General features: G+C 49.6%; 23 protein-coding genes. 11 read left to right on the top strand and 12 right to left on the bottom strand.

Annotation, left to right across the window (positions count from 1 at the left end; translation table 11 throughout):
- Positions 1 to 9: 9 nt before the first annotated feature.
- On the bottom strand, positions 10 to 345 hold the full coding sequence (locus ACJJIT_RS01330; RefSeq protein ID WP_444882908.1) for a gamma-glutamylcyclotransferase family protein: 336 nt from the start codon (positions 343 to 345) through the stop codon (positions 10 to 12).
- 628 nt (positions 346 to 973) lie between these two features.
- On the opposite strand from ACJJIT_RS01330, the gene ACJJIT_RS01325 reads away from it, so the two are divergent.
- Both ACJJIT_RS01325 and ACJJIT_RS01320 read left to right on the top strand, forming a co-directional pair.
- Complete coding sequence (locus ACJJIT_RS01325; RefSeq protein ID WP_444882909.1) at positions 974 to 1213, top strand: hypothetical protein; 240 nt, start codon at positions 974 to 976, stop codon at positions 1211 to 1213.
- Positions 1210 to 1617 (top strand): L,D-transpeptidase family protein, encoded by a 408-nt coding sequence (locus tag ACJJIT_RS01320; protein WP_252083479.1) that lies wholly within the window; start codon positions 1210 to 1212, stop codon positions 1615 to 1617. Before ACJJIT_RS01325 ends, ACJJIT_RS01320 begins: the two co-directional genes overlap by 4 nt.
- 83 nt (positions 1618 to 1700) lie before the next feature.
- Here the strand turns inward: ACJJIT_RS01320 and ACJJIT_RS01315 are convergent, their stop codons facing one another.
- Both ACJJIT_RS01315 and ACJJIT_RS01310 read right to left on the bottom strand, forming a co-directional pair.
- Complete coding sequence (locus ACJJIT_RS01315) at positions 1701 to 3107, bottom strand: alanine/glycine:cation symporter family protein (protein WP_444899706.1); 1407 nt, start codon at positions 3105 to 3107, stop codon at positions 1701 to 1703.
- 177 nt (positions 3108 to 3284) lie between these two features.
- Complete coding sequence (locus tag ACJJIT_RS01310) at positions 3285 to 4802, bottom strand: MFS transporter (RefSeq protein ID WP_444899705.1); 1518 nt, start codon at positions 4800 to 4802, stop codon at positions 3285 to 3287.
- A gap of 186 nt (positions 4803 to 4988) precedes the next feature.
- Here ACJJIT_RS01310 and ACJJIT_RS01305 point away from each other — a divergent pair, with 186 nt between their 5' ends.
- Both ACJJIT_RS01305 and ACJJIT_RS01300 read left to right on the top strand, forming a co-directional pair.
- Positions 4989 to 7430: a TIM-barrel domain-containing protein gene (locus tag ACJJIT_RS01305; protein ID WP_444899704.1), complete on the top strand. Its 2442-nt coding sequence runs from the start codon at positions 4989 to 4991 to the stop codon at positions 7428 to 7430.
- A gap of 51 nt (positions 7431 to 7481) precedes the next feature.
- On the top strand, positions 7482 to 9383 hold the full coding sequence (locus tag ACJJIT_RS01300) for an alpha-amylase family protein (RefSeq protein ID WP_444899703.1): 1902 nt from the start codon (positions 7482 to 7484) through the stop codon (positions 9381 to 9383).
- 73 nt (positions 9384 to 9456) lie between these two features.
- On the opposite strand, the gene ACJJIT_RS01295 is transcribed toward ACJJIT_RS01300, so the two are convergent.
- Entirely contained in the window at positions 9457 to 12003 is a 2547-nt protein-coding gene (locus ACJJIT_RS01295) for an alpha amylase C-terminal domain-containing protein (RefSeq protein ID WP_444899702.1), read from the bottom strand.
- Between the two features lie 1554 nt (positions 12004 to 13557).
- On the opposite strand from ACJJIT_RS01295, the gene ACJJIT_RS01290 reads away from it, so the two are divergent.
- The 7 genes from ACJJIT_RS01290 (at position 13558) to ACJJIT_RS01260 (ending at position 18113) form a co-directional block, all read left to right on the top strand.
- Positions 13558 to 14187, top strand: a complete 630-nt coding sequence (locus ACJJIT_RS01290) for a hypothetical protein (RefSeq protein WP_444899701.1) — start codon at positions 13558 to 13560, stop codon at positions 14185 to 14187.
- A gap of 93 nt (positions 14188 to 14280) precedes the next feature.
- On the top strand, positions 14281 to 14508 hold the full coding sequence (locus tag ACJJIT_RS01285) for a DUF7661 family protein (RefSeq protein WP_444899700.1): 228 nt from the start codon (positions 14281 to 14283) through the stop codon (positions 14506 to 14508).
- Between the two features lie 182 nt (positions 14509 to 14690).
- Entirely contained in the window at positions 14691 to 15536 is an 846-nt protein-coding gene (locus ACJJIT_RS01280) for an acyl-CoA thioester hydrolase/BAAT C-terminal domain-containing protein (RefSeq protein ID WP_444899699.1), read from the top strand.
- Between the two features lie 156 nt (positions 15537 to 15692).
- Positions 15693 to 15824, top strand: a complete 132-nt coding sequence (locus tag ACJJIT_RS01275) for a GDCCVxC domain-containing (seleno)protein (RefSeq protein WP_444899698.1) — start codon at positions 15693 to 15695, stop codon at positions 15822 to 15824.
- A gap of 603 nt (positions 15825 to 16427) precedes the next feature.
- A complete protein-coding gene (locus ACJJIT_RS01270; protein ID WP_444899697.1) occupies positions 16428 to 16814 on the top strand; it encodes a Rid family hydrolase in 387 nt (128 codons plus the stop codon).
- 95 nt (positions 16815 to 16909) lie between these two features.
- A complete protein-coding gene (locus ACJJIT_RS01265; protein WP_444899696.1) occupies positions 16910 to 17218 on the top strand; it encodes a hypothetical protein in 309 nt (102 codons plus the stop codon).
- 445 nt (positions 17219 to 17663) lie between these two features.
- Positions 17664 to 18113 carry a GNAT family N-acetyltransferase gene (locus tag ACJJIT_RS01260; RefSeq protein ID WP_444899695.1) on the top strand — a complete coding sequence of 150 codons (450 nt, stop codon included), beginning with the start codon at positions 17664 to 17666 and terminating at the stop codon, positions 18111 to 18113.
- A 717-nt stretch (positions 18114 to 18830) separates the two neighbouring features.
- Here ACJJIT_RS01260 and ACJJIT_RS01255 read toward each other — a convergent pair.
- The 8 genes from ACJJIT_RS01255 to ACJJIT_RS01220 form a co-directional block, all read right to left on the bottom strand.
- Positions 18831 to 19613, bottom strand: coding sequence for an FTR1 family protein (locus ACJJIT_RS01255; protein ID WP_444899694.1), 783 nt, complete (start codon positions 19611 to 19613; stop codon positions 18831 to 18833).
- Between the two features lie 10 nt (positions 19614 to 19623).
- Positions 19624 to 20010, bottom strand: a complete 387-nt coding sequence (locus tag ACJJIT_RS01250) for a cupredoxin domain-containing protein (RefSeq protein ID WP_444899693.1) — start codon at positions 20008 to 20010, stop codon at positions 19624 to 19626.
- Positions 20003 to 21346: an ATP-binding protein gene (locus ACJJIT_RS01245; protein WP_444899692.1), complete on the bottom strand. Its 1344-nt coding sequence runs from the start codon at positions 21344 to 21346 to the stop codon at positions 20003 to 20005. Before ACJJIT_RS01245 ends, ACJJIT_RS01250 begins: the two co-directional genes overlap by 8 nt.
- Entirely contained in the window at positions 21343 to 22011 is a 669-nt protein-coding gene (locus ACJJIT_RS01240; protein ID WP_444882923.1) for a response regulator, read from the bottom strand. The genes ACJJIT_RS01245 and ACJJIT_RS01240 overlap by 4 nt, the downstream gene beginning before the upstream one ends.
- Positions 22012 to 22159: 148 nt before the next feature.
- The gene (locus ACJJIT_RS01235) at positions 22160 to 23005 is read right to left on the bottom strand and encodes an SDR family oxidoreductase (protein WP_444899691.1); all 846 of its coding nucleotides are present in this window, start codon (positions 23003 to 23005) and stop codon (positions 22160 to 22162) included.
- Between the two features lies 1 nt (position 23006).
- On the bottom strand, positions 23007 to 23678 hold the full coding sequence (locus ACJJIT_RS01230; protein WP_444899690.1) for a TenA family transcriptional regulator: 672 nt from the start codon (positions 23676 to 23678) through the stop codon (positions 23007 to 23009).
- Entirely contained in the window at positions 23675 to 25153 is a 1479-nt protein-coding gene (locus ACJJIT_RS01225) for an AMP-binding protein (RefSeq protein WP_444899689.1), read from the bottom strand. Before ACJJIT_RS01225 ends, ACJJIT_RS01230 begins: the two co-directional genes overlap by 4 nt.
- The gene (locus ACJJIT_RS01220) at positions 25144 to 25866 is read right to left on the bottom strand and encodes a thermostable hemolysin (protein WP_444899688.1); all 723 of its coding nucleotides are present in this window, start codon (positions 25864 to 25866) and stop codon (positions 25144 to 25146) included. The genes ACJJIT_RS01225 and ACJJIT_RS01220 overlap by 10 nt, the downstream gene beginning before the upstream one ends.
- Between the last annotated feature and the right edge of the window lie 219 nt (positions 25867 to 26085).

The raw sequence follows: 26085 nt of genomic DNA, 5'->3' as shown, positions 1-26085 counted from the left end.
ATGACGTCTTTAGTTTGCCTCAGCATAAATCCAGGCTTCTATACCAGATTTCAATTTGGCGGCAACCCGCTGATAGGCATCCACTTCATAGGCATCAGACTGAGCAAGCTCTTCGGCAGAGATTTCAAAAACTGTACCCTCAACCGTATCAAAAGAACGCCCTGTGTACTTCAGTATGGGGTGAAACTCCTTGCCGCTAGTTTGCACAACTTGTGGATCTATAATTCTTATTTCAGAAAGCTGGTAACCAATTAAAGTATCCTCAGATCCTTGTAACTTACGGCCAAAAGTCTCCAGTTGTACATTCTCTTGCTGAAGAGTGCCATAGGTAAATAAACGCTCCATAAATTAACCCCTGATCCCGCTAGTGAATAGTTCACTAATGTGGCAAATCCGCTGGTACTTTATCGGCTAAAGACCCCGCTAAAGAAGTCTCTTTAAGATAATTCCTCAGATTGGAGCTCTAACGCCTATCAATCCCTTCGCAAACCATTCTTGCAAATGTCTGTGAGATTAATAACCAGCAATTCACTTATTCCTTTTTGATGTGACTGGCCCAAGACACGGACCTTACCATCCCTTGGACCTGCATTGGTGAAAACCTGTGCTAACCCATCCCGCAGCTGAGGCCGAGTATACGGGGAGCTGCTTTGGGGAAATCTCTGACCTGCGCCGTGCTTCTGATTGGGTGCTAGGGATACCGCACCCTGGCAGGCAATGGTTAGGCTCTAAATCCATGGTTGTTTACACGGCCCACTGGCAATAGAGAGGTGTGTAATGCATAACCGACCTTCGCTGCAAAACCATCAAATTATACCTACACGACAGAAAACATCCCTACAAAAGGTACAAGGAGCTCTACGCAAAAACGCTTCGTTCGCCGCTGCGCTGATGGTTGTTGGATCGGCAATATTGGCCCCCCTGGCCTATGCTGCGGATTATTCCAATCCCTATTCCCGCCAGGGCTCAAGGTATGTCGCTCATCAGGGGCATGGAGGGCATTATGACCGGCACTCCAGATATAGCAGAGATTACAGGTACCGGAGAGAGTATAGGGGACACTCCCGATACAATAGGAATCAAAGGAGCTACTCTCGATACAGCAGGAACCAAAGGGCATATTCTCGATACGGCAGATACCAACAAGCTCAACCACAAAATAGCCGGCATATGTGGTTTAAAGGCCATGTACAAGGTACACCGCGTATTGTGATCGACTTAAGTGACCAGATGGCCTACTTCTATAAGGGAGGACGTCTCGCCGGCATGTCCCCGGTCTCTACCGGTAAACCAGGCCATCGAACTCCTACTGGTAACTTTCGTATTTCACAGAAGAAGTACAGCCACCGCTCCAACCTGTACGGTCACTATATAAGCTCTCGTGGCCAAGTACTGCGCAGTAATGTGGATGTACGCCGCCATCGCAAGCCTGCCGGGTCTCGCTTCCGCGGAGCCTCAATGGATTACATGATGCGGATTAATGGCCCAGTCACCATGCATGCCGGTTATGTACCCGGTTACCCGGCCTCCCATGGCTGTATTCGCATCCCCTGGCATATGGCGAAGATTTTCTACCGCCACGCCAGAGTCGGCACAAAGGTATCTGTTGTGCCTTAGGTAAAATCTAGACACTTGTGAAAAGGCACCATAAAAAAGGCGGACTATTAAGTCCGCCTTTTCTTTGCCTGGAAAAACGCCTGCTATTGAGAGGCCTCTGCCCCTTCCCGCTTTGCGACTTCCATACGGGTGAAATACGCATGCGCTGCACGGTTTACATGCCGTGCCAGCAGTAATGTGGAAACCATAGTGGGCACAGCCATTACGGCGTACATGCCAATAATAATGCTGTTGACCGCGCTCAGAGAAGCCACCGCACCCAATACAATCAGTATCATATAGAGCCCGGTATAAAGGCCCTGCCAGCGGCCGCCAAAAAGAAAAACATAGCACTTCATACCGTAATACCAGCAGGTGACGATGGTGCTAAAAGCCAGTGGTAGGACCATTAGCAGTAGCAAAATTGGACCAAACTGCCCAAATACCTGAGAAAATGCCTGTGCAGTCAGGGTAACGCCGGCAATATCCCCTTCCTGCTGCCAAGCGCCAGTCAGTAGTATCACCAGGGCAGTGCAAGTGCAGATAACCAGTGTGTCTACAATGGGGCCCAGCATGGCAACCACGCCTTCTCGAACGGGCTCACGGGTTTTCGCTGCACCATGGGCTAAAGACTCTGTGCCTATACCCGCCTCATTAGAAAATGCGCCCCGGCTCACCCCTACTGTGATTACCGAACCCAGAGTACCTCCAGCAATAGCTTGACCGCTGAAAGCATCGGAGAAAATTAGCGCAAATGCTGCCGGTACCTGCTCCCAGAAGCTGGCAATTACCACAAGGGTCATGCCCAAATAAAGCAGCACCATGCCCGGCACTACTCTTGCGGAGAATTTACCGATACGCTGGATACGCCCGGCAATAACGTAGGCCGATGCAACAGCAATTAATAAGCCAATAACAAAATCAAAAGTGAGTGAACCTCCGGGCGCTACCCAACCCAAGGGCTCAGCAAAAGACTCGCGCAGTAGCTGCGTGGTTTGATTGGACTGAAACACCGGCAACATACCGCAGAGTCCCGCCACGGCAAACAGTACCGCGAGCGGCATCCAGCCTCGGCCCAACCCCTCGCGAATAACATACATGGGGCCACCTTGCAGTTCCCCGGAGGCATCGCGACCGCGAAACATCACCGCCAGCGTCGCTGTATAGAACTTGGTAGCCACCCCCACCAGGGCGGTTACCCACATCCAGAAAATCGCCCCAGGCCCACCAATCGTAATTGCGATAGCAACCCCGGAAATATTGCCCAACCCCAGGGTTCCCGACAGCGCTGTAGAGAGCGCTTGGCTGTGATTCACCTGGCCAGGGTCATTGGGGTCATCATATCGGCCACTTAAAAGCCCAATACTGTGCCCAAGATGGCGGTAGGGACGGCCACGAGAATAGATTAATAGCGCGAGGCCGCCACCAACGAGTAGCACTAATAAAGGGGGACCCCAGACAAAGCTGGCAAAAGCCTCTAGTGCCTGATCAATTGCAGGGAATATCGACATAATTTAATTCATTTCCGGTGAGATCCGCCCAGTCTAGGTACGCTCACACCAGACTGTCAAAATGCTGCCATAAAATTCCGTAGACCTATAAATGCGAAAACTTTGCGAAAACCTGGAATCCCGGCAATAAAAAAGCCCCAAATAGGGGCTTTTCTAACGATCTTTTACAACTTTTTATCAAGCTGTAGTAGTTGCCTTTAATGCGGGCTCGGGTTCTGAACTTTCCCTCACCAGCGCTACCGATATAGCGCCAAGCAACATACACACCCCCGCCAAAACAATGATGTAAATTGCCTGGTTTTCGAAAACTGTTTTCAATATCAAGCCAGCTACCAGGGCGGAAACAATCTGCGGTGCGGCGATAGTGAAATTAAAAATCCCCATATAAACACCGGTCTTATCCGCTGGCAGCGAGTCGGAGAGGATCGCATAGGGCATCGCCAGAATAGCGGCCCAGGCAATGCCCACACCCACCATTGGTAGCAATAATCCCAGGGCGCCACTGGGTACGGAAACTTCTGTAATCAACAGATTCACCTGTGTGGGATCGCCCCCCTGGAAGAACAGGAAGCTGATGTAGCCCAAACCGCCCAGTGCCAACGATAGGGAATAGGTGAGCTTACGCCCCAGTACCTGAGACAAACGGGCCAGGACAATGGAGAAGATCGCTGCGAACAGGGAGTAAGCAGCAAAAATAATTCCTACCCAGTCACCAGCAGCACCCTTGGCAGCAGCGATATGTGCGGGAATTTCTTTGACGCTTTCCAGGTAAGCTGGGTCAAACCACTTGGCCTCCACTCCCCAGACGTGTTGAGTGATCGCGGGCGTGGTGTAAACCCACATAATAAACAGGGCAAACCAGGAGAAGAATTGCACCAGGGCCAGCTGGCGCATGGTGCGCGGCATTTTAATTAGCAGCTGGAAAAAACCAATCAAGCGCTTTGCCAGTGGGACTTTTTGCTGTCTCTCCCGCTCAAGTTGCGCGGAGTCGAGACCTTTATAGGCATTGTACTGCTCCGGCGGATACTCCTTGGTGCGCAACACGGTCCACAACACACTGCCCAGCAGCACTGTGGCGCCGATATAGAAAGCCCATATAACGGAGGGCGCCACCTCTCCCGCACGAGCGGTATTCTCCAGACCGATCACATTGGTCAGAATAAATGGCAACATGGAGCCGAAGATGGCGCCAATGTTAATCAGCAAAGACTGTATCGAGTAACCCAGGGTGCGCTGCTCTGATGGCACCATGTCGGATACCAGGGCGCGGAAAGGCTGCATGGTCACGTTAAAGGCCGCGTCCATCAGGGCCAACATAACGCCGCCAAAGATAATGGGGGCCACTATCGCCACCACAATCCCGGCATTGGGCATAAACGCCATCCCCAGGGCTGCGGCGATAGCACCAAAAAGGATAAAGGGGTTGCGGCGACCGAAGCGACTCCAGGTCCGGTCCGAAGCTGAACCCACGATCGGCTGTACGATCAGTCCCATTAGCGGCGCCACTATCCAGAATAGAGACAGGGAGTGAAGGTCCGCCCCCAGATCAGACAAGATTCTACTGGCATTGGCATTTTGCAGAGAAAAGCCAAATTGCACCCCGAGAAAACCGAGACTGACATTCCACACCTGCCAAAAGGGCAAGCGCGGTTGCTGGGCTTGCGGCGCAACGGCGCTGCTTGCTGATTGGGTCATAGAGGTCACCGCATCACTAGTTATGCTTATTCTGCCATTCTCACACGCACTCCCGGAGCATCCATCCTCCCCCATAGGGGAGGATGCGGGCCAGATCCTTCGCTTTAGGATAAACTCAGGCCCATGCGTATACGCCGGGCCAACACGAAACTGTGAATCCTAATCAAGCAACTGAAGTCCCGCGCGATGATCCTAAAACTCCCACTCCTGCGCCTGGTGTGTCTCGCAGCTACACTCTGCCTGAGCGCTCAATCCCTGGCCGCTGAACAGCGCAACTACCGCGATCACACCATGAGCGAAGACTCACTAACTGTACAGACGAGTGAGGGCGAGGTCACCCTCACCCCGGTTGGTCCGTCAGCGCTATCGGTGCATTATCGCCGCGAAGGCCTGAAGCAGTTGCCCTCATTTGCGTTGGCCAGCGATTCTGCCGGCCGACCCGAGGCTACGCTGAAGCAAAAAGGGGACAAGCTCGTTTACCGCACTGGCTCGCTTACTGCAGTCATCCACAAGTCTCCCTTCCGAATCGAGTACTTGCGCGGTAGCGAACAAATCCTGAGTGAAGAGAGTGGTTTCTTTGCCACCGAGACGATGCGCGGATTCCGTTTCGCACTGTCGCCAGAGGAAAAACTGCTGGGTGGCGGAGAGCGGGTTATGGGGATGGACCGTCGCGGTCAACGCCTGCCCCTGTATAACCGTGCCCATTACGGATACACCACCGAATCCAACCAGATGTATTTTTCCCTGCCAGCAGTACTGTCCAGCAACAAATACATTCTGCTGTTCGACAACTCTGCCACCGGCACCCTGGATCTGGGCGCAAACGAAGAAGATATCCTGCAATTTGAAGCTGTAGCCGGGCGCACCGCTTACATCGTGGTAGCCGGTGATACTTATCCACAGTTGCTGGAAAATTATGTATCCACTACCGGCAAACAGCCCCTGCCACCCCGTTGGGCCCTGGGTAACTTCGCCTCGCGCTTTGGCTATCACAGCGAAGCTGAAGTCCGCGCAACCGTGGATAAGTTTGCCGAAGAAGATTTCCCCCTGGACGCCCTGGTGTTGGACCTCTACTGGTTTGGCCCGGATATCAAAGGCCATATGGGCAACCTGGCTTGGGATAAGGAGGCCTTTCCCGAGCCAGAAAAAATGATGGCCGACCTAAAAGATCGCGGCATCAATACCATCCTGGTGACCGAGCCTTTTGTCCTCTCCACCTCCGAGCGCTGGCAGGAAGCCGTGGCGAATAATGCCCTGGCGAAAAACCTGGCCGGAGAACCCAAGCGTTTTGATTTCTACTTCGGCAATACCGGGCTGATCGATGTCTTCTCTGAAGATGGCCGCGACTGGTTCTGGAATATTTACGACGGATTATTGGAACAGGGCGTAGCCGGCTGGTGGGGCGACCTGGGTGAACCGGAAGTTCACCCCTCCGATACCGTTCACGCAATCGGTATGGCCGATGAGATCCACAACGCCTTCGGCCACGCCTGGGCGCAATTACTGCACGAACGCCAAACGGCAAAGCACCCTGAGCGTCGCCCCTTTATTATGATGCGCTCCGGTTTTGCCGGCTCCCAGCGCTACGGCATGATTCCCTGGACCGGCGACGTCGCTCGGGAATGGGGTGGCTTACAGCCCCAGGTGGAATTGGCTCTGAGTATGGGCTTGCTGGGCTTTGGCTACACCCATTCAGACCTGGGCGGCTTTGCCGGCGGTGAGAAATTTGACCGCGAACTCTATATCCGCTGGTTACAGTACGGCGTATTCCAACCGGTTTACCGCCCGCACGCCCAGGAGCATATTGCTTCCGAACCGGTTTTCCACGATCGTCGCACCCGCGATATCCTGCGCGAGTATGTAAAACTACGCTATCGCCTGCTGCCCTACAACTACACCCTCGCCTTCGAAAACAGCCAGACCGGCATGCCGCTGATGCGCCCGCTGTTTTTCGAAAACGAAAGTGACCTATCTCTCCTGGACTACAAGGATGCCTACCTTTGGGGGCAGGACTTCCTCGTTGCCCCGGTCGTGGAAGAAGATGTGGATGAGGTCGCGGTAAAACTGCCCGGCGGCACCTGGTTCGATTACTGGACTGATGAACAATATTCTGGCGATCAGGCCCTGGTAGAGGTGAACCTGAAAACGATCCCTGTACTGGTGCGGGCCGGCGCCATTATTCCCACCATTGACGATATTCACAGCAGCCGCGATTACTCCAGTAAAAACCTGATCCTGGACTACTACGCGCACCCATCAGCAGCAAAGTCCGAGCGCTATGTTTATGAAGATGATGGCGCTACCGCGCAGGCTTTTGAAAAAGGCAAATACGAGAAGCTGCATTTCTCAGCGGAAAACAAACAGCAGGGTTTAACCTTCGCCTTTAAGCGTGAAGGAGACGGTTATACCGGTATGCCGGAATCCCGCAAGGTCAATTTAAAGATCCACAACTGGCAACAAGTGCCTGCGCAGCTCGATGTTACCGGCGAATCCCTGCCTATTTTCGACAGTGAAAAAGACTTTGCTCAGGCACCCCGTGGGGCCTGGTACAACAAGCGCAAGCAGCAACTGCTGGTTAAATTTGACTGGCACAAAGAACCGCTGGATTTAGTGCTCAAAAATCAATAATTCAGCAAACCGCTGTTCACTGACAAAAAAATTTAAAGTCATCAGGAAACAATGAAGAAGTTACATTCCCTGTTTATTGCCAAACTCCTTTCGGCTTCCCTACTGGGCGCTGCTCTATTCGGCACTGCCGGCTGCAGCCAGGAGAGCAGCCCGGAAGAAATACAGCCCGCTGAAAAAGTTGCGGAGAAAAAAGCTGTTATCTACCAAGTGCTACCGCGCTTATTTGGCAACACTAACAGTACCAACAAACCCTGGGGCACACTCGAAGAGAATGGTGTGGGCAAGTTCTCCGACTTTACCCCAAAAGCACTGAATGAAATCCACGCGCTGGGCGCCACCCATATCTGGTACACCGGCGCCCTGCACCACGCGCTCGTTGGCGACTATACGGAATACGGTATCAGTAACGATGATCCAGATGTGGTCAAAGGCCGCGCCGGCTCTCCCTATGCCATCAAGGATTACTACAGCGTAAACCCGGACCTGGCCAATAACCCAGCAGAGCGATTACAGGAATTCCGCGCACTGGTGGAACGCAGCCACGCGGCCGGCCTGAAAGTAATTATCGATATAGTGCCTAACCATGTAGCCCGCGCCTATCATTCTCTCGATAAGCCCCAAGGCGTGCAGGATTTTGGAGCTGGCGACAACACCCAGGTCACCTACGCCCGCAACAACAATTTCTACTATGTGGTGGGCGAAGACTTCCGCGTGCCCGTTGCAGAAGACAGTTATCAGCCACTCAATGGCGAAGCCAATGATCTTGTCGATGGGCAGTTTGTAGAGAGTCCAGCGAAATGGACCGGTAATGGCGCGCGCCGTGCACAACCTGCCATGCACGACTGGTATGAAACCGTCAAAATTAATTTTGGCGTTCGCCCCGATAACAGCAAGAACTTTTCTGAGCTACCCCAGGAGTATGCCGAGCGCGACTACCGGGCCCACGCCCAGTTTTGGGCAGACAAGAAAGTCCCGGATACCTGGAAAAAATTCCGCGATATCGCCCACTACTGGCTGGACTTTGGCGTGGACGGATTCCGCTATGATATGGCCGGTATGGTACCGGTAGAATTCTGGAGCTACCTGAATTCCTCCATCAAAATGCGCAACCCCAACACACTGTTACTTGCCGAAATCTATACTCCAGAGCGCTATCGGGATTATCTGCATCTGGGCAAAATGGATTATCTCTACGATAAAGTCGGTACTTACGACGCTATTCGTGCGGTCATGGAGAACAAGGGCAGCGCAGATAAAATCGCAGAGGTACAGGCAAGCCTGGTAGATATTTCCTCTCATATGTTGCGCTTTATGGAGAACCACGACGAGCAGCGTATTGCCAGCCCACAATTTTCTGGCAACCCAGAGGCAGGCAAACCTGCAATGCTGGTGTCTGCCGCGCTCTCTCCAGCCCCAACCTTGGTTTACTTTGGACAGGAGTTAGGAGAGCCCGCCAACAAAGATGCCGGCTTCGGCAAAGCCAGCCGCACCACCATTTTCGACTACTGGTCAGTACCTAGTGTGCGCCGCTGGAATAATGAGGGCGCTTTTGACACTGCACTGCTGACAAAAGAAGAAAAAGAGCTGCGCAGCTTCTACCAGCGCCTGCTCAACTTCTCCAAACAAAGCCCGGCCTTACTTGGCGATTATCTGGACTTGCACAGCTACAACCGCAAACAGGATAGCGGCTATGGGGAAAAACAATTTTCTTTTGCGCGCTGGAATAAAACGGAAAAACTCTTGATCGTTGCAAATTTTGATCGAGAGGCCAGCAAATTCGAACTGATGATCCCCAATGAGCTACTTAAACAGTGGAAAATGAAAGACGGCAGCTATGCATTAGAAGGGCAGATCAACAATGCGAAGCAACAGCTGGTTATCCAAAATGGCCAGGGCAGAATAACACTTAATCTTCTCCCCTTTGAAGGCCATATCTTCAAGCTTGACAATTGACTAGAAAATACAGTCTTTTATTGCAGAAAACCCGGCTCGAAGCCGGGTTTTCTGTATCAATACTAGATAATATTCACTGGGCTACCAGACTATAAATCAAGGTCTGATCATTCATCTGCACCTTATAGTTCCCTGTAACGGAGGTGTAAATATCAGAACCACCTTGCTCCAAAGTTCCATTAGAGTCACTATCACCATAGTTTTCACTCCAATCGCCACTCACATCAAACTTAAAACGCTGCTGGGATTGACCATCGAAGTTAACTGAAATTTCCCAAAGGTTGTCCGCCACTAACTGCATAGCCTCAGCTCCCCAGTTATTTGGCGTTCCACGAAAGTGTAGAGAGGCAAAATTAGAGGCATGGCTGCCGCAATCCACACAAGTCAGGGTATAACTGAGTGTTTTATCATTCACTTCAACAAGATAAGTACCAGACACATTGGTATAAATATCATTGCCACCCTGTTCCAGAGAACCATCGGCATTGTTGTCCCCGTAATTTTCATCCCAGTTAGTGCTTACATCAAATTTAAAACGCTGGTTGCTACTGCCATCAAATACAACCGTAGTACGCCAGATATTATCTGCTATCAAAGTCATGGCCTGGGTGCCCCAGCTATTGGGCGTTCCCCGAAAATGCAGTGCCGTGAAGTTCTGTGCATAACCTCCGTTGGGATCAGTCACAGTAATGGCGGCAGTGGCACTGTCAGTCAGGCCATCGTTATCCGTTACCGTTACGGTTTCTGTATAGGTTCCAGCGTTGGCAAAACTCAGGGAAGCACTAGCGTTGCTGCCACCACTACTCCAGCTATAAGACACCACACTGCCATCGGTATCGTTAGAAGCGCTGGCATCCAACGTGATACTTTCATTGACCGCAACGGTAACTGCTGAGGGAGTGACAACCGCAACCGGTGCCTGCTTTGAGGAAACTTCAGTTAGGCTGTAACTCAGGCTCTGGTCGTTGACTTCGATTCGGTAATTACCGCTCACAGAGGTATAAATATCTGCACCGGTCTTATCCAAAGTACCATCGGCACCATCATCGCCGTAGTTCTCTATCCAATCACCATAAATATCCAGCTTAAAACGCTGGTCCGCCTGACCATCAAAGTTCACAACTAATTGCCAGGTATTATCGCCCACTTGTTCGAATGCTGTACTACCCCAGTTGTTGGCGGTACCGCGAAAGTAAAGGCTGGGGAAACCAGGTTCAGCACAATCGTCACAAGGCGTCGCCAATTGCCCACCATGAATTGCCGCGGCAGAGTTGGCAGCGACATTAAAGGTGGCATAGCCGCTACTATCTACAGTAATCACCTCGCCACTACACTCGTTATCGCCCGCCAACACATTGCAATAATCCCCTGCAGGCATGCCGGTGTAGAGCGTCTGGTTCAGAGAGTCACCCTCATTATTGATCACCACAAATCCTTTGTTGCCACGGCCAAAGGCAATCTGGTTGTTGTCATTGTCCCACCAATTATTCATGGCAGTGCCATTGGTATAGTTACGAAAACCTACCATGTTGGCGATATTGCCCCAGCGATGCTGGCAGACCCAGGCACCATTTTGACAGTTATTCGGGCCACTGCTGGGAGGGCCAATGTCGGTATCGGTAAAGTTATACCCGGACATTACCTTGGGGTAGCCATAGGGATGAGCCAGCATAAAGACATTGGCCAGATTATATTTGGCTCCATCGTGATAAGTCAGATTCCCACCGCCACCATGGCCCCGCTCACGATCGTGGTTATCAATAAAATGAACGGCATCACTGGAGGAGAGCAGTCCCCAGCTTTCACCAATAGTGGCAAGATTTTTAATCTGACCGTTAAAGTTGCTGGCTACATCGGTGCCATATTTAAATTCAGTAACCCGGCCTAGAAAGGTATAATTGTAAGGCTGGATTTCTGAGGCCTCACCGGCAGCACCAATAACCTCGGAAAAAACCCAGGGGTTGCCAGCTTGATTCACAATTGCCTGTAAATCACCGGGGGACATGTGCTTGACGGCATCAATACGGAAGCCATCAACTCCCATGCCTTTTAATTTACTCAGGTAACCAGCGAGTTTTCCCTGCACATAACTGGAGCCAGTATCCAAATCTGGCAAACCACTCAACCGACAGCTCCACACATGATTGGCATCATTGTAGTTATTTATGGTGCAATCGGAGTGATAGTCGTTATCAGAAAACTCCGGATGGTCCAGCAAGGTCCACTGAGTGCCTCCCCAACCGGTGCCACCACCATTCCAGGCCGCCGTATGGTTAATTACCGCATCGGCGTAGACTTTTACTCCTGCTGCATGACAACGATTGATCATGCTTTGCAGTTCCTGCTCAGTACCGCTGCGACTGGTTAAGTTGGTATAAGTCACTGGCTGATAGCGCGCCCACCAGGTGGACAGGCTGATATGCTCATTGGGTGGAGATATTTGCACCGCATCAAAACCCTTAGGCCCAAGAAAGTTCTCACACTCACTGGCAATATCATTCCAGCTCCACTCGAATAAATGTACAAAAGCGGTACCGGCATTAACGTGGGCACTAGATAGTGTACCAAGTACAAGGCCTGTACTGGCCAGTAGCCTTTTTAGGGGAAATGGACTGTTCATTATTGCTTTCTCTTAGTCATCTTTTCGCTGTTATTTTTTATAAGCCAGGTATCTGAGCCCTCAATCACACAAACAGCGGATCAAGAGGACTAGATTTCCTGAATTTGAATACCAAAGTCACCGATTGAGAAACAGCAAGCTCTGAAGCTGAGAAAGGTTCTTCCAACAAAGGTTAAAGAAGCCAAGGGCACAACAGTCAATATGAGGTTCAAATTGCCAGGCATTCACGGCTAGGCTCAGCAGTCGGATACATCCCAGCGAAAAGCTGGTATCCCTGTGAGCAAATGACTGTCAGAGAATGACAGGCAAGGAAATAGATCAACCTAGTTATTGTTGTTATACCTAACTCAAAGAGTGCTTCTAACCTAGCGACTCTGACACAAGTGCCCACCCTCTCTGGGGTGTGACCTATTGCAGAGTAAAGAAATGGTACTAACGCACACATCCCCCTTCAGGGGGGGCGTAGTAGTTTTATCTGCAGGGATTTGAACTTAGTGGCATGAGAAGCAGTGCGGTGCTCAAAAAAACAACAGGATTAATTTTTAGTGGCAGCCAGTAAGTTAAGATGAATCTGTGAGGATGGAGGGCTTAAAACCCAGCATTTAAATCAAGTAACTTAAGCTGGTAGAAATCAACTTATGATAGCCAAAATATTTATAGCCCTAGTTACACAAGATTTATTGTAGTCACAAGCAGTATAGGGTTCTAACCTACCGCTTGTAGATAGCCCCCAAAATCTTCAATTCTCTCTTTTTCAAGACCACCCTTCCTGCTTAATAATAACCATTGCTGTAGCACCTGAATAACTCAGATCCTTTTCACATAAGTGATCAATTTGACCAAGGTTTTTAGCTCTTTGTGACTGTTATTTCTGGATCAAGCCAGATACAAGAAAAAATAATTGAGGTCAATATCTTAAGCCAACAAGTAATTATTAGGGTAGTGGTCACTATAACTACCACTTCAAATATGACATTGGTACCAAATTAATATAAGTTACTGATTTAGCTTACTTTTCAGAAAATTGATGTGAAATTGTCTCCGGAATAGTAATCACTTATATAGTGGTCGTGATTATCACTATATAAGTGTCAAGTTTCAGGCAGAAAATTTGAATACTTAAGGAAAAAAGCCCATCAACTAGAAGATCGTTTAATGGAGAAGCAAGCCAGAGAAAAGCAGTTTGCAGATTGTTCGGATATCGATACTGTCTTTGTATCTTCTTTTTTCGATAAATATCTTGCAGGCTGGCAAGCGTAATATCCAGCTGATAGCCTTCAATTTATAATTGCCAATCACGAATGGCAAAGAAGGCTTAATTTAGAGCAAATAAGGGCTAACAGGCATAGTGCATACAATGGTCTTTTAGGTGCGGTTCCGGGTGTTATTCTAACTTCGCTTTTTAGCTACTTTAATGACCCTAGCCCTAAACAGCCAGAGTCCACTATTAAACCAGCTGCCGAGAAAGGAACAGAGAAAAAACTTAACAAGTTAATGCAGCTGATCACCAAAGCATCGGATGATTGAGGCGTTACACCCAAGACTTACCTAATTATGACTAAATCTGAAAGTTTGCTAGAAGATATATTGAAAAAATTTGGCATCGCATTCGAGCGAATCCCAGAGTCAAATGTGCCAAATAAAAAAACACCTAACTACCTAGTTCCGCTAGGTGATATCGATAGTTACTGGGAAGTGAAGGAACTCGAACCCAATGAAGATGAAGAAGCCATCTCAAAAATTTTCGAAGCAGGGAAAGGTGAAGTATACAGCGTTAATTCTCGGAGAATAAGGAATAGTATAAAGTCTGCTTGTGAGCAGTTTAAGAATTACAAAGTAACTGACTCGCCTTGCGTAATAGTTCTTTATGATGCCAGGCCGTTTGCAACAAAAGATCTCCTATTTTATCCGGAATTAAAAACAGCAATGCTTGGCAGAGCAGAGTTTATCGCAAAGCATAATGGTGAAATTAAAGAAATATCCAGAAAAGGCGCCTTGCTAAAAAAAAATGGCAAAACGTATGTTAGCGCTATTGTGGTGATACACGACCATGCTAAAGAGGCTGTAGTTTTACATAATCCAAATGCAAAGATCCCTTTGTTAGAGTCATCACTAAAAAGATCACTAAATCACCACGAAGTAGCCAATTTCACTGAAAATTGCATTGCCTGGAAAAAGGTATAACAATGTTATCGAAACATCACATCTTCGGCGCTGAACTTGCAACAAGGTGATCACCTTTTATATCGAAATTAGATCAGACAAGTAGCTAAAATCATGGAAAGATACAAATACAACATTTTCGGTAGAGAAGTCTTAGTTGAAAGAAGCCAAAAATACTGGAAAACCTTCTTCCAGGGTTCTGAAGGTAAGCACCGAGACGCTGGAATATTTATTCCGCCAGAAATTACAGAAGCTGAGTTAACTCAGTACTTATCAGATCTCTGCCATGAGTGGGCAACTGAAAGACACCCATTTGTAGTACGTCTCAGCAAAAACAAGTAAACGGATATTCACAAAGAGTCCCGCCTAACAATCTCAAGCAGAATGTTGAGGGCGTTAATAGCACTTAGATATAAGACTTATCCACGTTTAGTAGATACCTTGTAGAGTTAAGTTTCAGCCTAACACAGAGACAGGTCTTCAGTAATCAATAAAATTTTAGCCATATAGGACAAATAAAAAGCATGTTAAAGAAGATCATGAAAGCTACATTGATTTATTCACTGTTAATGAGCCAAAGCTTAAATGCCTCTACTATTGATTTTAATTTAGAGAACAACGGTTTTGTCGGAAAATATTATCCATCATCATCAGCTGAGCAGCAGGTTGCTGTGTTGGTCCTGGGCGGGTCAGAAGGCGGGCTACCTGAAAAGCTCGCTCAGTCTGTTGTCGACGCAGGATATCCAACGTTGGCTTTAGCTTATTTTAATGCCGATGGTTTACCTCTAGAACTAGAGAAGATCCCACTGGAATATTTCACTGAGGCTAAGTCTTGGTTAAAGAGTCAAAATAATGTAAAACCAGATGAGTTAATAATTGTTGGCTGGTCTAAGGGCGCCGAACTGGCACTACTCTTAGCGTCAAAAGATGAGCAGATTTCAAAGGTAGTGGCAATAGCACCAAGCTCAGTAGTTTGGGCAGGCATTTTAAAAGACTGGACAAAAGTACCTGCATCAAGCTGGACGGAGAAAGGGCGGGAATTAACTCACGTTCCGTTTAAACCCTCTAGGCCGGTAAATGGTTTGAGGGATCTATATGCTCAGTCATTAGCGAACCGTGTTGATGGGAATAAAGCAGATATTTCTGTTAATGATATAAGAGCCAAAGTCGTGCTGATGACCGGCAGAAATGATGAAATTTGGCCGGCGCCTCAGATGGCAAATGATATTTGCGATGAAATGAACGCTAAGAGTGAAAATCAGTGTGAGCACATTAATTACAAGGGTTTGGATCACTTGCTAAATTATAAGTTTTTAAACAAAGGCACGGCCATCAACCATACGTTTACCGATAAACTTAAAGGTAGCTAACAAGCATAGCCAGCGGATGTGTATCTCACTGCTACTTTGGACATTATTTGTACGACATTAATCGTAGAGTGAGCTTAAGGCTACCATGGTTCTAGAAACGATGATTACTTGCCCCAAGTGCCGACACAAAAATACTGAGGTCATACCTATAAGTTATTGTATATTTTTTATGAATGTGGACAGTGCCAAACTCTGCTTAAGCCAAAGCCTGGTGATTGTTGCGTATTCTGTTCTTATGGCACGGTAAAATGTCCGCCAACCCAGCGGGAAAAAAACTGTTGTGGGTGACACATATAGAAAGGGTTGAAGTCGCGGCGAAACAACACGGTTGGAACTGCCTATGCTCCGCTCCAGCCGCCCCTAACCCGAACGCCATAAATCATGAACAGGCTCAGCACACAAGACACATAGAAATCTAACAAGTAATAGTGTAATCATGATCACTAGTTATCTAACAATCATAAGACGTAGGTCGCTCATAAAATCACACCTCTGCTTTAAGGGATATGATGCACGATGAGTAAATTCAAGTCGACTACCATCGCGATTTATGGCGGTGCTTTAGCGTTAGTAATTGGGCTCATTACATTTGCGCTAAATTGGAATGTCTGGGGCGGCGGTATGCCTGGGTACAAGATATTTCTATTTCCAGGAAACTTGACTCTTGTATATGTTTGGCACCCACTGCTAACTGAGGAAATAGATTTCTGGCCGAAACTCTTTCTCCACTCGCTAGGTCAATTTACAGTAGCATCTGTTATAGTTTGGTTAAATACTGTTACGATAAGAAAACTACTCGCTGTTCGTTCCTTGTAATTTGCAGAAGTAACTTTGATCTTACAGGCCTGTACTCACTGCGTTACAGTGGGTGTTTTACTCAAGTAGGGAAACATGAGAAAACTAATCTCCTCAGGTTCTCATCTGGAAGAGCCGATAGGCTTTTCCAGAGCGTGCCGAGTTGGAAACCTAATTTCTGTTTCTGGTACGGCACCTATCAAGGATGGCCAGACAGCTTACATTGGTGATATGTATGCTCAAACGAAGTACTGTCTGGAGCTTTCGATGAAGGCCATACTAGAAGCAGGAGGGAAACCGACGGGTATCATCAGAACCCGTATCATGCTTACCGATATATCCCGCTGGGAAGAAGCAGCAAAAGCACATGGAGAGCTATTCTCTACAATAAAGCCTGTGTGCACGTTTGTTGAGGTAAGTCGCTTTATAGATCTGGCATGGCTTGTGGAAACAGAAATGAATTGTGTATTGGGCCAGATATAAAAATTCGCTGAAGTACGCTCCACCCGTCACTGAACAAGTTTACGACGCGTTAATATTATCCAAACCGCCACCTTATCCCTGTATTAAGATTTTATATGAACTGGAAAGCACTAATAGAATTCGGAGCCCCTAGGCAATCTCATCAGCCGCCAATTATCAACTTGCTGATAGCTTCAGGTATATTTTTAGGGCTGATTCCTTGGCTTGTGCTGGATGGAAAATTCCTCCTAACAAAGGGACGTTTCCGTCCAGAAGAAATTCTTTTAACAGTCAAAGATCAACCTGTCTTTTTTTGGATTCTAGCCTTCTTCGCCTTCATTTGCGGTGTTGTGTGCTTGCTGTCTAGCGTTGGAGATTACCAACTGAATGTTCGAGCACAAAAACTTAATAATCGCAGGCAGTAAACTGGAGTTCTTACTGGTTCCTAGAGGACTGCTCAGGCAGCACCAGCAGCGAAAAATCATAATGAGAAATGGAACACTTGTATTAGTTTGTTTGACTCCACTTTTTGTAGTAGCCTCATATATATTTTATTAGACAAATGAATGTATCTCTGCATCAAAGGCGGAAACCATCTATAATCTTTCACTGATAAAAGAAAGCCAAGGAAATTCTCGCGAAGCTTATTACCTGTTCAAAAAATTGATGTATATGCTTGTGATAACTACGAGTTGAGGAGCAAAGCTCTCAATAAAGCCAAGTGCCTAAGAAAGTATTTAGACCATAGAACGGCAGCTAGTGATTCAAGTAAACCCATAATAATGTAGAACAAAGGCACTCACTGCTCTGTGTTCCACCTCTATAAATTAATATTAGTCTTCTCATTGTATATAAAAAGGATTTATATCATTGAACATTAACTTACGAGAAATAACAAAAGATAATTGGGTCGATATGATTGACCTTGATATCACAAAAGAGCAGGAAAACTATGTTGCTCTTCCATCAGAAGCTATTGCCGCATCCAAATTTAATGATCATTATATCAATAGAGGCGTTTATCTTGGGGATAAGCCCATTGGATTTATCCAATATTATCCAAATCATGGGGATGGCAAACCAAAGGAAATCTTTATAGATCAACTATTGATTGATATCAGCTTTCAAGGTCAAGGCTACGGTTCAGAAGCAGTGAAACTCGTATTAGCAGAAATAAAGAAACTTGAAGGCTTTGATTCTATATCCATTTGTTATGTTGAGGGACATGACATCATGAAACCTTTTTTCGAGCGTTTTGGATTTAAAATCGTAGATCAGGATGAATTCGATGAAACGATTATGGAGCTCCATTATACTTAAGGACACTTCTTCGATATATATTTCAGATAACGGCAGGGTTCATACTTAGCAGGTTAAACTGCTTAATGATTTTATAAACTGTTAAGGTATGGTGGCTGGCCTAGCAGTGTCAGCTACATATTTTTATTTATAAAATATACGATAAAACCACTATGAAGAAGACTTCACATTTAAAATTCTAGTAGTTAGTAGACCATGAATTTATCCAAAAATGCATCATCACTGATGGCACAGTAACTATTAAGAGAAACTCATACTGTGTTATCTTTATTGTTTTAGCAGAATTAAGCTTGCTAACTTTATATATCGCTAATATCACGCTGGATCTTGGTCCTGAGTGGGTTGTTCTCTGTGTATCTCCTATATTGCTCTCCACCTTAATTGGCCTAAGGGGATAGCTCTTCCCTGTGCAGACAAAAATAGACTTTAATAGAGAAATAGTGTTCATGAGAGGAATAACCCCATGGAAATGGAAGCCCATGTGCAGATTAAAATGGGGGCTAAAAGACCTATATATTTCAAGCTATATTATGAACACTAAGCACACACCAGCCGCAAAATTTAATACACTCTGTCTCAAAGCAGGATTGCGTGAATATGTGTTATTTGAAAGTATGGATGATTCGGCCATAAGAATGAAAGACTACATTTACGAGAATGCCCTCAATAAGAAAAGGCGTAAATAAACCCTCATGGAATAACTTATCTACCCACTGGTTAATCTCTGGAACACCTATAATAAACACCCCCAAGCACGCACAGCATAAGAAAAATACTGCCTGCGTAGGCCATTACTTCCAGAGGGGTTGGTGTGGCTTCGTAGCCAGCTATAGCAAAGAGTAGCTGTCCTGGGATTGAGTCCTCCCTTAATAGTTGGGAGCTATCCCAGAGGGGCTCTTGCCCAGGCAGTAAATTTGCTTGAATGAATAATTGCGTGGCCTGAAGAATCATTCCGGCTGCCAATATGGTGAGTAATATACAGGAGGTCATCAAAGTATATTTGGGTGATAGACTACATAAAAAGTAATAAAATAATGCACCTAAGCTATAGCCGATACCGGCACCTAGCAATGCACCGATTATTACGGAAGGTAAGAGTGGTGGGTGCAGCCAAAAGGAAGTAAGGTAAACATAAATTTCTGACCCCTCACGCATAATTGCGAGTGTGACTGCCAGTAGCATAGCGCCCTGTATGATGGGTAAATGGTATTGCTGCTTATGGTAGTTAAGTAACAACAAGGTGGTGACTATTATTAATAATATATAGATTATGATTAATATTCCGGCATTCACCAGCTCCTGGCCTGTACCATTTATTGCCTGGGAGACTCGCGCAAGGTTTTCACCATAGACGATTGCAGCCAATCCACCGAGTAATAGCGCGATATAAAACCAGCGGGCGCGAAGATCCAGCATTCGGGTAGTTGCCAATAGCACACTGAGTAGTATCGCCACCTCCAACACTTCCCGCAGTACTACCATTACAGAGGTTAATAACATAAGCCTTTCGCTACTGTGCGATAATTTTTCCCTGAGCCGTTATGGGATGGAATTCACCAAAAAACAGATATTCTCCCGCGGGCAAAGGGCCAATAAATAGCACTGCCTTGCTATTGCCCATGATCACTTTTTTTCGGTTGAGCTGGTAACTCTCAAATTCTTCTGGAGAGGCATCTCGATTGTAGATCACCAGTTTAATCTCCGTATCAGCGGGTACTATCAGTTCTGAAGGGTTAAAAAGATGGTTGTGGATTTCTAATTTCACAGTGGGTTTATTGGTATCTGGAGCGCAGGCACTGAATAGAATTGAAACAAAAATCCAAATGCCAGCAGTCAAGGCACCACTCTTTTTCTGCTTGTTATAGTTTTTTTTTCGCCCTTGTAAGCAACTAAGCATCCTTGCTCTCCTTTGCTTTTTTAAAACGCACGGTTATTGAAAGCCCATGGCCAAAATGTGACTGGCCGAGTTCGATTGAAGCTCCGTGAAGGCGTGCAATATGCTGCACAATGGAAAGGCCCAATCCGCAACCGGGGGCTGTGCTCTGATGGCGGTCGCCACCCACTCGATAGAACCGTTCAAAAACCCTAGGGTACTCTTTCTCTGGAATCCCCGGCCCGGAATCCTCCACTTGTAGAAGAATATCCCCTCTGATTAACCGGGTACTCACTTGTACATGGCCCTCCTCAGGAGTGTATTTCGCCGCATTGCGCAGGAGGTTTTTTAAAAGAATAGTCAGTGCGAAACGGTCGCCACGCAGAAATACCCTACCGCCCAGCAGTTCTACCTGTTGCTTTCTCTGGGCAAAGATCGGGTATTCCTCTGCCAATACCTCTCGTGCCAGGGCATGAAGATTGAGTATTTCAAAGCGCGCTGGGTAGTGTTCGGGTGTAGTGCGGAATAAATCCAGCATTTGCTCTACCAGGTGCGCCATACGCTGAACACTATCTTCCAGCTTGACCAGACTCTGGGGCATTACTGTTTGCCCTGCCCCCTCAAAATCACTCTCCAGATTATGCGCGTGTACCTGTATGGCGGCGATGGGCGTGCGCAGCTCGTGGGCAGCATCGGCGGAAAAACGTCGCTCGCGCTCAAAAGAGGCCTGCAGGCGCGCGAGTAACGCATTAATGGATTGCACCACCGGGAGCAGTTCCTGTGGTGGGCTACCCTCTGACAGTGGTGTCAGGTCTTCGGCGCGTTTGCTATGCAGGTCTTCGGCGAGTTTGCGCAAACTGGAAAGGCCGCGCCCCACTACAAACCAAATCAGCAACCCGGCAATCGGTAGGCCCAACAGTATCGGTAGTACTGCGGCAATCGCCAATTTTTCTGCCAGTTGGTAACGCAGGTCAGATCTCTCGGCAACGATAATCCAGTGGCCATTATCGGGAAAGTATTCTGCGAGACTGCGCCAACGATAGCCCGAGAAATTTATTTCCTTAAAGCCAACGGCAAATTCACTGAGGGGTTGCTTCGGGGCATCGGCGGAGCGCACCAGTAATTTCTTATCCTCCGACCACACCTGCATCACCATAGCCTCGGGCTGGGCCACCACCCGCTCGTCCCCTGTTGCCACCGGCATATCTGCCAATAACCTGGCGGAGGCGCTTAATTGGCGGTCAAACAGACGCTGCGCTTCCGCCATGGTATCGCGGTAGCCGTGCAGCGCCGAGACAAAATTGACCAGCATGATGATGCTGAGCAACGCGATCAGCAGAAAAATACGGATAGATTTCATGCGCCGCCAGCCGCTTCCAGTTTGTAGCCAACGCCGCGAATGGTCTGAATAAACTCTGGATAGATTTTTTTGCGTAAATTGTGGATATGCACATCCACAGTATTGCTGGAAACCTCCTCGCCCCAGCTGTACAGCTTATCTTCCAGCTGTTCGCGACTGAGAATATGGCCCGGGCGCTCGGCCAAGGCGCGCAGCAGGCTGAATTCCCGTCGCGACAGTTTTATTTCCTGCCCAGCCCTGGCCACGGTATGGCTGGATAAATTAATGGCCACATCGCCAATCAGGATTTCCGCACTGAGACCGCTGCCACTGCGCCTTTCCAGAGCACGCAGGCGCGCCAGTAGCTCGTCTACCGCAAAGGGCTTGGTTAGATAGTCATCGGCACCGGCATCCAGGCCCTGCACTTTAGAGGGGAGATCATCGCGGGCGGTGAGAATCAATACCGGCGAGCGAATCGATTTTGCCCGCAACCGTTTCAACACCTCCACACCATCCAGGTCGGGCAGGCCCAGATCGAGAATAATCACATCCGGTATCGCCGCCTGTGCCAGAGCAATGCCCTCACTGCCGCGGGCCGCGTGATCAACGGCATAGCCCCCTCTCTGCAGGGCGGTGACCATCCCCTCGGCCAGGGATTGGTTATCTTCGATCAGCAGGATGCGCATTGGCCTGGGCTCTTCAGCAATGAAAACAGGTAAGGAGAGCGCGGTGCAACGCCCTCCCCCCACCGCCAGAGCATAGTGCCTTTGCCGGGGCAGTGGGTGGCGTGGGAGCGGTTGTTGAATTGGTTGTTGAATGAAAAGGCCGGCGCGCTCAAAGCGCGCTGGGAGCCGTCTTATCCTGTACTGTTGGCGGAGTTTCCCCGCGGGCAAATTGGCGAACCAGGGGCAGTTTCTTTGCCAGCGCGCTATCTACCAGAGAGGGCAGGAGCGCATTGACCTTGATAAACAGGCGTTCGGGCCAGCCGATAAAGCGTCTGCGGCCGTGTTTACTCTGGAGCAGACGCAGACATTGGGCGGCGACAAATTGTGGCGAGTCGGACTTGTTACCGAGTGCCCGATTCAAGTCGTTGACTGCGTCACTGTTGAGAGGGGTATCCACCGCCCTGGGCGCCAGGTAGTGCACACGTACCTTACTGTCCGCCAACTCCCGGCGCAGGGTTTCAGTAAAGCCGTGCAGCCCCGCTTTACTGGCACCATAGGCCCCAAAGCCCGGATGACCGATATGACCAAAGGCCGAGCCGATATTAATAATCGCGGCGCCTTCGCTGCGTTGCAGTATTGGCAGCAGGTCGCGGGTCAGCGCCATGGGCGCGATCAGGTTGGTATGCAGCAGTTGACTGAGTTCCGCGTCACCAATATCGCTGAGCAGGGAAAAGGATGCGATACCGGCATTGTTGATCAACACATCCACACCAGCCGGTAATTGCTTGCAGCTGCGCACCAGCTCGGCGCGAGCGGCCCCGTCACACAGATCGGCTACCAACACCTGGTGCCGGTCACTGTGAGGTAGCTCCGCTTTTATCTGCTGCAGGCGCGCGGCATTGCGCCCCTGCAGTAGCAGCCGGTGGCCCTGCTCGGCTAGCAGACGACTGATGGCCGAGCCAATTCCGCCGCTGGCGCCGGTGACCAGCACCGTGAGCGTTTCTTTTGCTGTCATATCAAGCGGCCTCCTGCACGTTAAAGGGGTTGTCCAGTTCGCGGAAAATATCCCCATACAGGCGGTACATAACCCGCGAGCAGTGTAGGATCGCGGCCTGGTCATCGGGATTATCGATACGATTCATCAGCCCCTTGAAGAAGTCCACATGGCCGATATCCAGATCGCCGTGAGAGAGCAGATAACTGAACGCTTTGTTTGGCAGTCCGTGGGTTTTCTGAATGGCGCGCGCGGCTTTAGTGGCCACGGCGGTACTGGTGCCTTCAAGCACATGCACCATGCCGAAAAAGCTGATAGGGTTGCCGCGGGCGATATTGTCATAGGCGTAGGACACCATCAGTTCGGTACTCAGGTTGGGGCGGCCGTTGCGCACCGCTTCCGCATCGCCGCCACAGGCGGCAATATCGTTGAGCACCCACTCCTGGTGACCGGTTTCCTCCTCGATATATTCCGCAACCGCCTCGCGCAACCATTCCTGTTGCTGAGTCAGGCGACTACCACAGGCCATCAGCAGAGGCACCGTATGCTTGACGTGGTGATAGGCCTGAGTGAGGAAGGCCACATATTCCTGCAAGGCAATCTCACCCCGTGCGGCGCGCTGGATAAAAGGTACCTCCATCAGAGACTGGCGGGCGTCGGCAGTTTGCTGTTCAAGAAGATTGTAAAAACTCATGAGGAGATACCTCCATAAAGGCTATCGATAGAATTTTGGAACTGCGCGGCGATACGATCGCGGCGCGGGCGGCCATTGGCGGTGAGCAGGCCATCGGCAAACGTTAATGGCGCCGGCAGTGCGGTCCAGGTGCGCACCTGGGCGTAATCCGGCAATTTGCGATTCACCGCCTGCAACCAGCTGTCGAGCTGCTCGCGGCTGCTGCCGGGGCGTGCAAAAATCAGGGCGGCACAGTGGGGACGAGCGTCGCCGACCACCACGCACTGTTGCACTATCGGCTCCAGAAGTACCTCGCTCTCAATCCACTCCGGCGAGATATTGCGCCCAAAAGCGCTGATCAGGATGTTCTTGCAGCGCCCGGTGATGTGCAGAAACCCTTCTGCGTCTAACTCACCCAAATCACCGGTGGCGAGCCATTGGCTTTCACCACCCTCGGCACTATCCAGGTAACCCAGGTAGCGGGGACCACGCACCATCACCTCGCCATCGCGAATGGCGATATCACAGTGAGACAAGGGCCTCCCCACACTGCCTGGGCGATCGGCGCCGGGCACGTTCAGCGCAACCACCGAGCCACATTCGGACAAGCCGTAGCCTTCATAAACCGGCAGGCCAAGACTGCGCGCCTGCAACAACAACCGGTCCGAGACCTTACCGCCACCCACGGCGACAAAGCGCAGTGAGCTCGGTGGCTGCCAGCCGTTGCGCTCACTGTGTTCCAGCAGCGCTTTCAGCATCTGCGGCAGTAGGATCACACTATGGGGACGATACTCATCAATACAGCTCGCCAGCTGGGCTACATCCAGCCCCGAGCTGCCACTGAGGCCCAGACGCGCCGTAGTCGGCACCACCACCTCACCACCACGCAGCCAGCTACTGTAAGCCCCGGCCACGTTTTCCAGCAGGGTGGCCAGAGGCAGCAGGCACAGGTGCACACGGTTGCCCTGAGGATGCAGTTGCCGTGCCAGTACACTGGCGGTGGTGAACTGGGTTCGGGCTGACAAACAGACACCGCGCGGCGTGCCGGTCGAGCCAGAGGTAAAAGTAATTTTGGCAGTGTGTTCCGGCAGCGCCGCTGTCGCTTCCGCATGGATATCAATCAGGGCCATACCGGCCAGTTCAGCCCGCGCCTGCCCCACCATTTCGAGCGCGGTAAAGCGTTCGCAGCTATCGCTCAACAGGGCCTGCATGCCACTCACACGCAGGGTATGTGTCAGCTGCTGCTGGGAAAAGAAAACTGGCAGCGGCACCAAAGTGATCTGCGCTATCTGGCAGGCCAGATCCACCAACAACCAATTGGGACCATTGTCGGCGTAGAGCCCCAGCACGCGGATATCGCGCGCCTGCAGGTCCTCGGCGATTTCCTCGGCAGCCGCCAGCAGCTGCCCATAGCTGAATGTGCACTCCTCGCCCCGCAGCGCCAGCTGTTCGGGGTGATTCACAGCCTGCTGGCGAATTTGATCTATCAGTTGCATAGATTGGCACCTCCCGCCGAGGTTGTGAGCACAGGCGACATGGCCTGTGCCGAAGGGCGACAGGCCAGCAGAGTCTCGCGGGTACGAGGATTTGCCAGCAGGGCGCGGTGCTCGGCGACCATATCGATGGCGGTCACCGCCGGGGCCGACTCGTAATAACGCCCCCACTCGTCCAGGTTATCCCCCAGACGCCGGCCGTCGGCTTCACATAAAACCGTCTGCCGACCCACTAATTTCTGCAATAGGCCACGCACTTCCGCAGTCGCGGTATAAATGGCCCAATGCATACCGGCGGCGGCAAATAATTCAAACAACATTAGGAACAGCATTTGGCTGCCACCGCGGCTGGTAGAGATCAAATTGCCGATTTCGACAATCTCCGAGCGTTTTACCGGGCTGCCACTGAAGGCGGCAATCTCCTGTTCCACCGGATGGTCGAGATACTGTTCCAGGAATAGAGATCCGCTGTCGGCGCGGCGCAGCCCGAGGGCACTACTAAACGCGCTCCCCTGCCAAGCGGATAACAATAGCGGGGCAAACTGGTTCACCTGCGCACCATAGGTATCGGCAAACTTCTGCGCGATAAATCCCTGCACCCGGCTATGGCCTGCCTGCCCTATACGGGTCAGATCGAAATCCAGTTTGCGCCGCCGCAGCCTGCGCTTGGGCAATGCGCTCTGGTCCAGGTATTGATAATGTCTTTGTAGCGCCATTGAAAACCCTCTTTGGGAGTGTCACGGCGAGAGTCTACGGAGACAAAATTAAGGCAAACTTAAGAAACGCTGGAAAAACTCGCCATGTATCCCTCCCCCAGTCAGTGCTTGCCAAACCGTCGGCAGGTCTTGATCTGGCTCAATACGGACTTTCTCCTTTACTTCATCATGCGCCGCTAGCAAGGCCTATCTGGCGCGCTTTTCCTCGTATTGAGACGA

This window comes from Microbulbifer mixtoriginis (SeqCode), assembly GCF_052467515.1.
The sequence above is the reverse complement of the archived record's forward strand: the minus strand, read 5'-3'. Positions and strand labels throughout refer to the sequence as shown.